This window comes from Bacillus sp. NH11B, assembly GCF_001884205.1.
In the GTDB taxonomy this organism is placed as follows: Bacteria; Bacillota; Bacilli; order Bacillales; family Bacillaceae_G; genus Bacillus_A; species Bacillus_A proteolyticus.
Map to the genome: position 1 here is coordinate 1 of NZ_MAOG01000014.1, position 13,615 is coordinate 13,615.

10 protein-coding genes and 2 pseudogenes are annotated in these 13,615 nt (G+C 33.0%); 2 read left to right on the forward strand and 10 right to left on the reverse strand.

The genetic code is table 11. The features are described 5' to 3' along the window. Positions 1-253: 253 nt before the first annotated feature. Positions 254-709 (reverse strand): annotated as a pseudogene (locus BAU27_RS32690) (tyrosine-type recombinase/integrase); the annotation flags it as partial. 145 nt (positions 710-854) lie between these two features. Between BAU27_RS32690 and BAU27_RS02065 the strand changes: the two are divergent. Further along, positions 855-2,048 (forward strand): NupC/NupG family nucleoside CNT transporter, encoded by a 1,194-nt coding sequence (locus tag BAU27_RS02065; protein ID WP_071745704.1) that lies wholly within the window; start codon positions 855-857, stop codon positions 2,046-2,048. A gap of 526 nt (positions 2,049-2,574) precedes the next feature. Here BAU27_RS02065 and BAU27_RS02070 read toward each other — a convergent pair. The 7 genes and pseudogenes from BAU27_RS02070 to BAU27_RS02100 form a co-directional block, all read right to left on the reverse strand. After that, positions 2,575-3,195, reverse strand: coding sequence for a YcnI family copper-binding membrane protein (locus tag BAU27_RS02070; RefSeq protein WP_071769991.1), 621 nt, complete (start codon positions 3,193-3,195; stop codon positions 2,575-2,577). 34 nt (positions 3,196-3,229) lie between these two features. Further along, on the reverse strand, positions 3,230-4,879 hold the full coding sequence (locus BAU27_RS02075) for a copper resistance CopC/CopD family protein (protein WP_071769992.1): 1,650 nt from the start codon (positions 4,877-4,879) through the stop codon (positions 3,230-3,232). A 433-nt stretch (positions 4,880-5,312) separates the two neighbouring features. Next, positions 5,313-5,444 (reverse strand): annotated as a pseudogene (locus BAU27_RS02080) (glyoxalase); the annotation flags it as partial. Between the two features lie 36 nt (positions 5,445-5,480). Next, positions 5,481-6,494, reverse strand: a complete 1,014-nt coding sequence (locus BAU27_RS02085) for a CgeB family protein (RefSeq protein ID WP_071769993.1) — start codon at positions 6,492-6,494, stop codon at positions 5,481-5,483. A gap of 248 nt (positions 6,495-6,742) precedes the next feature. Next, a complete protein-coding gene (locus BAU27_RS02090) occupies positions 6,743-7,162 on the reverse strand; it encodes a VOC family protein (RefSeq protein ID WP_000750834.1) in 420 nt (139 codons plus the stop codon). 85 nt (positions 7,163-7,247) lie between these two features. Then, the gene (brnQ, locus tag BAU27_RS02095; protein ID WP_071769994.1) at positions 7,248-8,606 is read right to left on the reverse strand and encodes a branched-chain amino acid transport system II carrier protein; all 1,359 of its coding nucleotides are present in this window, start codon (positions 8,604-8,606) and stop codon (positions 7,248-7,250) included. A 237-nt stretch (positions 8,607-8,843) separates the two neighbouring features. Further along, positions 8,844-9,536, reverse strand: coding sequence for an FMN-dependent NADH-azoreductase (locus BAU27_RS02100; RefSeq protein ID WP_071745709.1), 693 nt, complete (start codon positions 9,534-9,536; stop codon positions 8,844-8,846). Positions 9,537-9,848: 312 nt separating this feature from the next. Between BAU27_RS02100 and BAU27_RS02105 the strand changes: the two genes are divergently transcribed. Next, positions 9,849-10,814 carry an arsenic resistance protein gene (locus BAU27_RS02105; RefSeq protein WP_071745710.1) on the forward strand — a complete coding sequence of 322 codons (966 nt, stop codon included), beginning with the start codon at positions 9,849-9,851 and terminating at the stop codon, positions 10,812-10,814. Positions 10,815-11,015: 201 nt separating this feature from the next. On the opposite strand, the gene BAU27_RS02110 is transcribed toward BAU27_RS02105, so the two are convergent. After that, on the reverse strand, positions 11,016-12,263 hold the full coding sequence (locus BAU27_RS02110) for a DUF4153 domain-containing protein (protein WP_071769995.1): 1,248 nt from the start codon (positions 12,261-12,263) through the stop codon (positions 11,016-11,018). 395 nt (positions 12,264-12,658) lie between these two features. After that, positions 12,659-13,534, reverse strand: a complete 876-nt coding sequence (locus tag BAU27_RS02115; RefSeq protein WP_071769996.1) for a LysR family transcriptional regulator — start codon at positions 13,532-13,534, stop codon at positions 12,659-12,661. Between the last annotated feature and the right edge of the window lie 81 nt (positions 13,535-13,615).

Here is a 13,615-nt window from a genome sequence, read left to right on the forward strand (position 1 = left end):
CCAGTAAGCGAGTGCCGGGCCGGCAATGCTTGCACCAGAAATAAGGACGCTCATCGTTTGTATCATAATTGCTTACTCACTCCTATCCTAATTAAAGCCTTAACATCCCCACAGTATATTCACGACCTATTCTACTTATTTACCACAACAAAATAATAGGAATTTAATTTTCCAACAAAATGGTCCACTTCAAAAAGATACGTCTTTTTATATGCATCCCTCGATTTTGATTAAAGATTAATTTCAGTAGCTTTCAAAAATATTTAATATAAAAATTGCGTCTCAACTTTCCGCTCAGCTGAGCAAATATTCTCGTGGTTTCATTCTTCTTATGACCAAGTAAGCTTTTTATTACTTCAAGTGGCGCATCGTTGTTAATCATATATGTAGCATAGCTGTGACGTAATTGATGAGGATGAATACTCTATTTAATCCCAGTACAATTTGATATACGTTTGATAATAAATCTTAGGTTATCAATACTTATACGTCTTTTGAGCCTTTTTCCCGTAATAAACAAGGCTCCTCATCATCTCTTTCATCTAGATACCTTTTTAACCAAATAGTGCAACCAGTATTAAAGTATACTTCCCTTTCTTTATCACCTTTCCCATGTACAATGATTCGTTGAGAAGTTAATATCATCACGATTCAGTTTTACGACTTCTCCAATACGGCAGCCCGTAGAATACAAAAATTCAAATAATGATATAATTTCTCTCGTTGTATTGGGATGTTTATAGACCATCAATTTTCCGTTCCTCTCCTTTTCTTCATACTTCTGTTCATTAGCCAAAGTATGAAGAATAAGAGCTTTTTTATATACAAATAATAAAGCTCAAGGAGTTGTTGACATGAATTTCATATTAAATATTTTAGGGATTTTCATTGTAATATTATTCGTTTTCCTATGTTCGCCTAATAAAAGAAAAATAAAATGGAGACCAATCAGTATTCTAATAATATTGGAACTTTTTATTACATGGTTTATGTTAGGTACCAAATTGGGTAGTATCATAATTAATAAAATTGCGTCATTTTTCAGTTGGCTACTATCATGTGCGAATGAAGGTATTCGATTTGCATTTCCTTCAGCTATGGAAAATCAAACAATTGACTTCTTCTTTAGCGCATTACTTCCTATCATTTTTGTTATCACTTTTTTTGATATTCTTTCTTATTTTGGAATCTTAACTTGGATTATCGATAAAGTAGGTGCAATCATTTCAAAGATTTCTCGTTTACCAAAGTTAGAAAGCTTCTTTTCCATTCAAATGATGTTTTTAGGAAACACGGAAGCACTTGCAGTTGTTCGTGATCAATTATCTGTTTTAAAAGAAAATCGTTTGTTGACTTTTGGAATTATGAGTATGAGTAGCGTCAGCGGTTCCATTCTTGGTGCTTATCTATCAATGGTTCCAGCAACATATATTTTCAGCGCCATTCCTTTAAACTGTATTAACGCATTAATTTTAGCCAATGTTTTAAATCCTATAGAAGTCACTAAAGAAGAAGATATTATTTATTCACCTTCAAAAAATGAAAAAAAAGATTTCTTTTCTACCATTTCAAACAGTATGTTAGTTGGGATGAATATGGTTATTGTTATTTTAGCCATGGTAATTGGATATGTAGCATTAACAGCATGTTTAAATGGGATTTTAAGTTTTTTTGTAACAGGTTTAACAATTCAAAAAATCTTCTCTATTATCTTTAGTCCCTTCGCTTTTTTACTCGGTGTATCAGGCAGTGATGCTATGTATGTTGCTGAGTTAATGGGGATAAAAATAACAACGAATGAATTTGTTGCAATGATGGATTTAAAATCACACCTAAACTCGTTACATCCGCATACTATTGCAGTTGCAACAACATTTCTAGCCTCTTTTGCTAACTTTAGTACAGTGGGCATGATTTATGGATCTTACAATTCATTATTTGGCGAAGAAAAATCATCAATTATCGGTAAGAATGTTTGGAAGCTTCTTGTTAGTGGAATGGCTGTTTCTTTATTAAGCGCTATGCTTGTGGGGCTTTTTGTATGGTAAATGAATATCGAAGATACTTAACACCCTTACGGATGAAATTTATGTACACAGTGCAAGGCATCAGGAAATCTGTCCCCTTTATCTTTTTAGCCAAGAAGACTCCCTCCTCAAGGAAAGTGAGGGAGTCTATCTCAGTGAGCACGCAGGATTTGAATTAGCCATTTGAGTTAGCAAAAAATTGTTCCTGCAGTCAGTAGTGGAATCATATTAATTACTCGTACCCTATCTATTTGATCAAAAGAAAACTGTAATTTAAAAAGAACTAACCAAATAAGTGCTAATGCATAGATTATGGATAATACGAATGTCAATTTTTTATTTCCCAATATTTCTCCTCCAATTTCTTGTCACGCCACCCTGAAACAATGCTGGTTCGTTTATGGGCATCTCTAAAAAGTAAAGAACAGAAAATACAAGAAATTATTTAATTTTAACACTTCAAACACGCATCCCCCTCGGGGCTGCTTAATCTCTAATATTAATTAACAAAGGTCTCATTACTTTCAATGAGACCTTTCAATATTGCCTATTTTTTACGACGTACTATAAAAATACAAGTACTCACTGACGATACAATTGCCAAAATGGATAAGACAATTGCTATTGTTTGCATATTACTTGTACCTTCATTTTTCTCCACACTAGATACTTCATCATGTTCTCCTGTAAGTGACGTACCTTTTGTAATTGCAGTAAGTGAATGTGGTTTCTCTGCTTTCTCGTCGCCTGTCCATTCAACAATTTCTCCGTCTTTATATTGTTGATATGCATCCCAAGCTATTTTTTGTTCTTTATCTGGGTTTTTAGCAACGAAAGTAAATCGTTGGAACTGACCAGGTGCAATCCCCTCTCCTGTTGCTTCCCATATTACAGTTTTAACTTTTCCAGCTGTATCTTTTTGTTCTTCCACTTTCCATCCTGGCACTGGCTCATACTGTTGAAACTCGACTCCAGATGGTATTTTCAGTGTGACTTTGGTCGTTGCCACATTCTTTTCAACTGGTACCTTTATTGTGTAAGTCTCCCATGAGTTAACATCCGAAGTGGCTGGTTTCACAGTTACGTGAGCACTAACAGGTAACGAAAAAATCCCCATCGCAATTATTGTTGCTATCATTGTTGTTCCTATTTTTTTTATACGCTTCATTTTCTATTAACTCCTTTTCATCTATAACGTCTCTTTACCTGCCACCTACAATAAATTTATAATCTATATCGAAGCTATCAAGAGATTTTGTTAATCCATGAACATGTATATTCCAGTTTCCTGTCATGTTAATATACATGCCTTCCGCTTCATATTCTCCTGGTGAAACTGCCGAAACTTTAAATGAACCTTTGCCCATATTCATATCTAACGATTGTGTGGTCAATATAATTTGTTCCATATCAGTAACTGGCTGTCCGTTCTCATCCTTTAAAGTAATATGGAATGTATTTTGTCCTACCTTATTAGGACTTACATTTAGAGTAAGTTCATATCCATTATCTAATTGTTTACTCTCTGTGAAAGGTCCAGTAGAAGGCATCGGCGGGGTTTGTACGTTTGTCATAAAGGCCACGATTATGAAAACGATAACTCCAATGATAAACTCTACTTTCACCGTAGCTCCTAACCTTTGCTGCGCTCGCATTCTCCCTTTCACATAATGAATAATTCCCAATATACCCATACAAACGAATAAAAGTATCTTTGCTAATAAGGCTAATCCATACTTCGTATCAAATAGTGAATGGATCGTTGGAATAAAAAATGTACTGTTAAAAAGACCTGTTAATAAAATCACTATGACAGTACCTGTTGCCCATGGTGAAAAACGCTTAATCGCATCCCAATACATAGCCCACTTACCATCCTCTTTACGTAAAAGAAGAATAATCGATGATAGACCACCAACCCATAATGAAGCTGCAAATAAATGTAGAAAGTCCATAACGACAGCAATTTCTTTAAACTTTAATCCATATGCATGACTATTGAAGGCTTTCATAACAAGTAACCCAATAAATAATAGTATTGGAATGCTCCATACTTTAAAAGACGAAAGCTTTTCACGCTTCATCACAAAATATGTAACAATTATAAGCATACTAATAAGAGCCATTTGAGTGATCCATACATAACCAAAAACAGATAGCTGTAATGTTTCTTTTAATAATAAAGGATCGAATGCTTCTAGCCATGAAACATCAGCATTTATTTTCGCTTGCAATGGTAAATTGAAAAGTAAACTAATGAATATACCAAATAATGATATCCATATTATTTTCTTACTCCTCGACTGAACTTGACTTTCACTTCCTTTATAAAGGATAAGATTAAATAATAGAACACCGATAAATAGAGAAAAACTTGTATATAAAATTCCGCGTTCCACAATCATATCGATTTTCGGAACATAGCCCATCTCTTCTACTTTTATATCATCTGTTCCCGCTTCTGCTGACCCAATACGGAACGGAATAACTCCTTGAATTGGATGTCCATCAGCTGAAATAGCTTTCCACTGAATAGAATAGAGACCATTTTTGAGATTCTCTTTTAAGCCAGCTTCTAATAATTTTTTATTACTTTTATCTATATGAGCATCTTTTATATCTACTCTTTTACCTGAGGAATCTCTTACAAACAATGTATTAAAATGTGAAACTTGTATATCCTCATCAAATTCAATTTTCACAACAGGTGGTGCTTTCTTTAATGTTTCATTTTCCGTAGGGTTTGATTTTACAACATACGCATGAGCAGATGCACTTTTTGGTATTAATATGATAAAAACGCATGCAATTAATAGCCATGCCCCTAACCTTCTTTTTACTTTCACACTCATTTCACTTCTTTCTTTTTCGTCACTACACTTTCATTACTTTACTTCTTGAATTTCATTCTCCGCTAAACTATTAACCTGATTAAGTATAAGGATCTATATAGTATCACTCTCTATTAATTCCTCACCTCTATACTTCTAATATAATAGTAACTATCCTCATAGACATTACTTATATTTTTAAAGTCGATTATTATTATAGCACAAAATATATTTTTGTAAGTTTCTAAAAAAGAAAAGTTATCGTGAATCATTTGTGAAGAAAATGTGAAATACATAAAGTGAAACTTTAATCAGTGGGTTTTTTGTCCATCCCCCACCTAACTCCCTCCCATTCGCCAGCTTTTGAGGTGGGAGTCTTACTGCCCACAAATAGCGGGATAAATAAAAAGGTGGTACGTTAGTACGTAACACCTTTAAAAAAAATATCCTTCTTTTATTTCTCTTCTGGATAATCACAGTACTCAATGATTGTTCCTTCTGTATCTGCCGGGTCAAGATATATTAATCTTCTGCTATGTTTATTCATTCGAAGTATATGCTCTAACGCTCGAATACCTTGTTCTTTAAATATGTTGTGTTTCAACATATCCTTTCCCTATTTTTAAATTTCATTTTCTTTTTTAGGGTTACTTTCAATTATTTTTAACAACTGTTTTACCCTTTTATCATATGTATGTTCGATTAGCGTTCTCTTAAGTCCTTCCATCGCAATTTTCTTTCTTTGTGCCGGATTCACTAAATATCTTTCTGCTTTCTCTATAAAATCAGCCGATGAAGTAAATGTCTCAATTTGTGCCCCTGGAATATAGCACTTTTCCAAGTCTGAACGAATATCCGTCATTTGAAAAGCACCTGTACTAGCTATTTCGAATGTACGATTATTAATGGAACAAGCATTTATTTTTACTTTATTTATATTAAATGTTAAATCCTCTATCGAACGATGTATATTAATGTTAATTTTACTTTTTTTGTAATATCCCATGCTATTTTTATAAACCAAAAATGGTAAAAGTAAAATTTTATCCTTCAATAACTCATAACTTTTTAGTCTATCCCAATTACATCCTATAATTAGAGTGTTTTTAGTCACTAAGTACTCTGCAATTGAATCAATAAACGCGAGCCGATTATCAAAAGCAGTCCCTATGAAACTAATATCAAATGCGTATTCCTCTTCCGTAAGTATCGGCGTATATAAAGGTGGTTCGGCCGCTAAAGGCAAGTAATATACATTATCACAGCCTAAATCTTTATAAAAATCAATACATCCTGTATCTTGTGTAAAAACATAATCATAATCAAGCACTAAGTTTTTCGTCACATCTGTAAAGTAAGGATCATCTGTAAGCCAGAGTGCAGTCTTAAATTTATATTGCTTTAATTCTTGTATCCCCTTAGTTATCCCTTCTTCAAAACCATGGAATACAATAATGAGAGACGGTTGTATCTTTAAAGCTGTTTTCACTAAGTTTTCGTATGTTACCATCGTTACATTACCAATTGCTTTTTTCAAACTATTAAATATAGATTCCTCTAGCACCGGAAAATATACAGAAGCACCAGATTTAACAAATAATACGTTATAATTTTCAGCACTATTTGAAATCTCCACAGATAGCCACTCTCCAATACATGAAATTAACTATTTATATTAATTGCCTAAAAATATATAGTTGGTTACAAACTACTATTCCCCTTTAACATGTTGCTATGGAAAAGGAGAATAATCAGCTAATTTTCATCTTAGTATAAGATATGACTTTCTTATAAAATGTATAACTTTTTTGTTACTCCACACAAATACATATATTTAAAGGTGCTACGTTAGTACGTAACACCTTTCTCAAAAATATACTTCTTTTATTTCTCTTCCGGATAATCACAATACTCAATAATTGTCCCTTCAGTATCTGCTGGGTTAAGGTAAATTAATCGTCTACCATGTTTATTCATTCGAAGTGTATGTTCTAACGTTCGAATACCTTGTTCTTTTAACTCTTCTAAAGCTACATCTAAATCATCTACACGATACGCAACGTGATGAACGCCTTTACCTTTTTGTTTAATAAATCGGGCTATTGGAGATGTCGTATTATTCGTAGGCGCAAGTAATTCAATTCTATCGCCGTCTACTTCAAGAATAGCCACTTCACTTTCAACGCCTGGTGCCTCACTTACGTAACGATCTATTAAAGTTCCTAACAATACCTTTTCATAAAAACGTATCGTACTATCTATATCTCGAACTGCGATGCCGATATGATCAATTGTTTTTTTCATTCTATTTCCCCTACTACTTTATTTTTTCTATCCTTATTAATAGTAACAAAAAAAGTTATAGAAACAAGTCTATAACTTTTTATATTTAACCTATTTTCTTATTCGCTCTAGCTGCTGGTTGAACTTGATTTTTCACTTTTAGAACACTAATACCGTACCCGATAAATCCACCGATAATCGCTGGGAAGATCCACCCTAAACCTACTTCCTGCATCGGAAGGAATTTCGTGAACACTTGGTTTACTACTTCAATGTTAACTCCAGCTGCACTTAATCCGTCAAATAAGCTGATGATAAATGTTACGATTAAACTCACTTGATAAACTTCAGCTCTTCCTTTGAATAATGAGTGGAAGAATGTTAAGAAAATCAACACGATTGCAAGTGGATAAATTGCTGTTAATACTGGAACAGAAACTGCGATTAATTGTGTTAATCCTACATTTGCAACAATTGCACTAAACACACACAACGTAATTGCAATTGCTTTGTAAGGAACATTTGGGAATAACTTATGGAAGAATGAAGAACATGCTGATACAAGTCCCACACTAGTTGTTAAACAAGCTACTGTAATCATTAACCCTAATAATACTCCGCCATATGATCCGAAATAGTAGTTAGAAACTTTCGCTAATACTTCTCCGCCATTCTCTAAATGCCCAAGCTTCGCAACACTTGAAGCTCCCATATAAGAAAGAGCTGTATATATAATCGCTAAAATAGATGCTGCAATGATCGTCGCTTTTGCGCAAACAACCATAATTTGTTTTTTCGTTTTTGCACCTTTTTCTTTAATTGCATTAATGATGATGATTCCGAATACAAACGATGCGAGCGTATCCATCGTTAAGTATCCTTCTTGGAAACCTTTAAAGAATGCATGTGTTGTATAGCCTTCAGCCGGTGCTTGCATATCGCCAATTGGATGAATAAAAGCAACGATTACTAAAATACCGATGAATGTTAATTTAATTGGTGTTAATATTTTTCCAACAATATCGACAATTTTCGCAGGATTTAGCGAAAAAAAACAAGTAATGCTAAAGAATATAATAGTGAAAAGAATTAAAGGTGTAGAACCTAATCCCTCTGGCATAAATGGCTTAAGACCAATTTCATAAGAAACATTTCCCGTTCTAGGTATTGCAAATAACGGACCGATCGCTAAGTATAAAACTGTCGTAAACACAATCCCGAATACCGGGTGAGCTCGACTTGCTAATGACTGTAAATCATCTTTACCTGAAAAACCAAATGCTAATACACCTAATAATGGTAATCCAACACCTGTTACTAAAAATCCAGCGTTAGCAACCCATACATTCTCTCCTGCCGATTGACCAAGCATCGCTGGGAATATTAAATTTCCTGCTCCAAAAAATAGTGCAAATAACATTAATCCGATAACTACTATGAACGAAAACGGTACTTTATTCGCCATAATATAACCCCCATTCAAATTTCCTTATCTCATTTCCAATTTTAACTAATTGAATTTTCTGAATATTTAATTTAAGTATCAACTATTCTTAAACTCATTATAGTTTGATATATAATATTTTGCAATACTATTTTCAAACTTTTCATTCATTTTATAAATATACATTTTTTAACATAGAAAATAGACTAAAAAACCAACATGGTCATCCATGTTGGTTTTTCCATTTACTATAATTAATTAAAATTTCGCAGCTACTTTTTTAACGTTTTCTAAACCTTCTTCAACAATTTGTTGTGAGCGATCTGGATATTGATTATGCCCTTCAATTACAACTGTCTCTGGATTTGTAATTCCCCAGAACCCAAGTACGTTTGTCACATAATTAACAGCCATTTCCATAGGAGCCATTTGTTCTGAAGAGTAATCTGAACCGCGAGCACCCAATACAACTACTTTCTTATCACCAACTAAACCTTCTGGGCCGTTTGCTGTATATTTAAACGTTTTTCCAGCTTGAGAAAGATATGAAATGTAAGTAATTAATGGTGCTGGTACTGTAAAGTTCCATAATGGGAATGCAAATACTACTTTATCAGCCTCTAAAAATTGATTTAAATATTTATCTACTGTAGCAACTGCCTTCTCTTCTTCAGCTGTTATCTCCATTCCTTGACTACGTTTATATCCACCTGAAATAGCGATATTTCCGTAATACGGAAGATCTAATGCAAATAAATCTAACTCCGTAATTTCTGTATTCGGATTTGCTTCCTTATAAGCACTTACAAATGTTTCATACATCTTTGAACTAATTGCTTGCTCCGCTGGACGATCGTTCGCTTTTACAAATAATACTTTTGACATAGTTTTATTCTCCTCTACATTTGTATTTTCTTCTTTTTTACCAAATAATGAGCTAAATAATCCCATTTTCTTCACCTAAACTTTCTCATCATATTCATTATTCATCATCATAAAAATTCTTATTCTAATAAAAAGTTCTAATAGATACCTTAACCTAAGTAAATTAAAACTTTTTGTTATTTAATTACCTTATGTAAGTGATTGTAATACAGTCACTTACTTTAGTCAAGTAACTTTTTAAAAATAAAAAAATCTCGAATTAAAAACATTTAATAAATATATTTCCTCAGTCAAAATGATCAATTCAAAAACACATAAGTGAAATACCTTGTATAATACAACTAGAAAGAGAAATTCATCTATAGAGAGGATTAATTAATGAGTACTTTAGAAAAGATTCAAACCTTTATCATTCTTGCAGCCGTTATATTCGGGGTTATATTAGGACAATTTAATATGATACATATGTATTCGGAAAAATTTATTGTTCCCTTCTTATTTTTAATGCTTTACGGATTATTCCTCAGCATTCCATTAAAGGATATAAAAAATGGATTCCGCAACTTAAAATTCGCTGGAACAAGCCTAGGCATTAACTTTATATGGACACCTTTGCTCGCTTGGGGATTAGGTGCATTATTTCTTTCAGATCACCCAGCTCTTTGGGTTGGCTTTATTATGTTAATGGTTACTCCGTGTACAGATTGGTATTTAATTTTCACAGAGATCGCAAAAGGTAACGTCGCATTATCTACATCAATTTTACCGGTAAATTTAATTTTACAAGTATTATTGCTGCCAATTTATTTGTTTTTATTTGCTGGTGTAATGAAGACTGTAGCGGTTTCTGTTTTAGTAGAAAGTATTGTTATCGTAATCGTCTTACCATTTTTACTTGCACATGCTACAAAATTCATTATGAATAAAATGAAAAAAGCTGAAGCACTCGAGAATAAAATCATTCCGTTTTTCAGCTCTGCCCAAATTGTATTTTTAAGTTTAGCAATTGTAGCGATGTTTGCATCACAAGGTAAGTACTTATTACAAAATATGAATGTTGTTTTATTGTTACTTATACCAGTATTACTGTTCTTCATGATTAACTTTATACTAGGACAGTTTGTAGGACGTATGATGTATTTATCCTATGAAGACACTGTCAGCCTAAGCTTAACAACGTTAGCGAGAAACTCACCTGTTGCACTCGCTATCGCTGTAACTGCTTTTCCAGATGAGCCTCTTATCGCACTTGCACTCGTTATTGGCCCGTTGATTGAGTTGCCAGTACTTGCTTGTGTTTCACAAGTGTTGTTACTTATTAAGAAAAAACGGCAATACGCATAATAAAAAACGTCCCATTATGGGACGTTTTTTATTATTGAAAATTACATACAACACTTATTTCTTATTTATCAATACAAATGAAATAACCGAAACTACAAACGTAATAATACCAATTATAATAAATAGAATAGAAGCTGAAGAGGATGACATCAAGCTATCACCCTCTTTTAACAAATTTATCGTTACATTAACAGATCCTTTCTAATTAAAAATTATAGGAAAAGTAAATATAACGAAAGCTGCCCAAAATCCGTAGACTGGCAAATACTTAGTAACGGCATCTTGGATAGTTGTAGGTCCAGATTTATTTTGCAGAAAACGCATATAGGAGAACATAATCCAAATTAGATTTGCCCAGATAAGTATGTTTACTCCTAAAATAGCAAGTCTATTAGGCGTAATCCCATAAGAAGAAAGTCTGAACACGATTGCTGACAAAGCAACACTGTCAATGATAAGCGCAAGAACAATTAAAACAAAATTTATATAATCTGAAATGTTCTTTTTCTCGTCTGAGTCGCTCTCAACAATGGAAAATATGGTAACGGCCAATACACCAAGGAGTATTCCATTGAAGGCCATCAGGAAATTGCGGTCCAAGAATGGATTTTTTCCGACCAATATAACCGTTATAAGATAAATCAACAATGTTATCAGGACGAGAGGACTAAAAATTTTAGATATGTATGGTGTAATATTCTTAGCAAGTTTAAGATTCATTGATACTAAGTATGCAGCCACTACAGCGAGAGCGGCAGCTCCAAATAAAACAACATTACTAAAATAGAATTCTCCTATATCCAAGTCAACAAAGCTAAATAACCGCATGGTGAATACTGCTAGTACCATTCCACTCACTGCCATACTCGCGTAGAGAAGACAATATTCTAAATTAAATTTAATATAAGCTAATCTTGTACTGCCTTTTGAATATTCATTTCCCGTAAACGCAAGTCCCAATAAGACCCATAACAATATAGGAAGATGTAAATACGCAAGGATACTGCTGTCTTTATAATTTAATGGCAACATATTAAGATACAACCCGGAAATTAGGAACAACGCTACAAGGGAATAAATAATACTTTTTTTCGGAGTATTATTGTAAACAAAATAAGCAGCAATAAAGGGAATTATACCAAAAGCCAGGTTAATTGGAGCAATTGCTTCCTGCTCGACAAAGTGGAAAATGATTCTAGTGCTTAGCCCAGCTAGAATAGCTAACATGCCCATGAATAAGAAACCTTTTTGAAACAGCGATATTTTTTCTTTATTTGCCGTCTCCTTGAAATGCAATCTTTCATACCAAGCAGCTAGTACCTGAGAATCAGGGTTTTGGGCCCATGCTTGTGAGAATGATCTTTTAAAAGCTTTCGGGTCTTTTCTATACATTCTCTCCAGCTCATGAGGGTTATCCATATTTTCAATAATTAATTTGTTAATTTCCATAGTTATACCTCCTCTAATTTTAAAAACAACGCTGTTACTTTTTCCATAAAAAGCACCTCACTTATTTATTCTGATTTTGATTTTATTATATTTTTTATTGTTTTACAATAAATTTTTATTGTTTTGTATAATATTTTTGTTGTATATTTTGTTTTAAGTAAAAATAAAAAAGCATGACATAAAAGTGTCATGCTTTTTCTTTTCTATCATTATTTTTTCAAACTTAATCTGTTATAGCACCTTTCACTCGAGCAGGAGCTTTTTTATCTTTTATTTATATAACTACAGTCAGTTTTAAAACTTCCTCAAGTAAAGAACTTTTTTATTCCGACTCAATTCTTCGGACGATGTCTATATTACTTGATTAAAGGCCATTTTTGCTTTGTCCACATCTCCTAATCAACCATTTCCCAAAATTGAGATGCTACTTTGGAAATTCGTTGGTCTTTTAATTTTACTATTACAGGCTCTAGATGAAAATCAAATTGTTTCAATTCAAAAAGCGTTGTATGTTCTAAAAATGGTGATGTGTAATCCATACTTGGAATAACGGATAATCCTAGTCCTCTACTAACAAGTGCTACAACCATCCTTATATCTTTACACTCGATAATGATATTTGGCTTGACTTGATGTTCATCAAACACTTTGAAGAGGTCTTCATTGAAGGAGAGTCCTTCCATTGCTCCTAGCATAATGAATGGGAACTGGGCAATCTGTTCAATCGTCACATGCTGTGATGAAAACGATGTTGCCCAACTTGTTGGAATAATCACAGCGGTTGGTTGTTTTTTTAATATTTTCATCTCATATTGTTCACTATTACCCAATCGTAAAAGTAAGGCAACATCAATTTCTCTTTGCTCTAGTCTTTTTAATAATTCTTCTGAATTTCCAGTTACTATGTTTATTTTAACATTTGGGTATTGTGTTCTAAACATACTAACATAGTCAATGAGCATATTCGAACATGTAGACGATACACCGATACTTACTGTTCCTCCTATACCTTGTTCAATTTCTTGAATTTGCTGCTTTACATCTTGAATTTGCATTAGCATTTGATTGGCATATTGGTATAGTATTTCACCTGTTTCTGTAAGCTCCCATTTTTGACGATATCGATGAATTAAAGTTGTGCCAAGATCATTTTCAAGCTTTTTTAATAATTGACTAAGTGGTGGCTGCGCGATATGGAGCACTTCTGCTGCTTTAGATATGCTTCCTTGTTTCACAATTTCTTTAAAGTAATATAATTGCCTGAAATCCATTGTATCTCTCCGTTATATGTTTTTTGATATGATTAGTTTATCATATATATATTTTTCATATGTCGAATTTGGCGTTATATT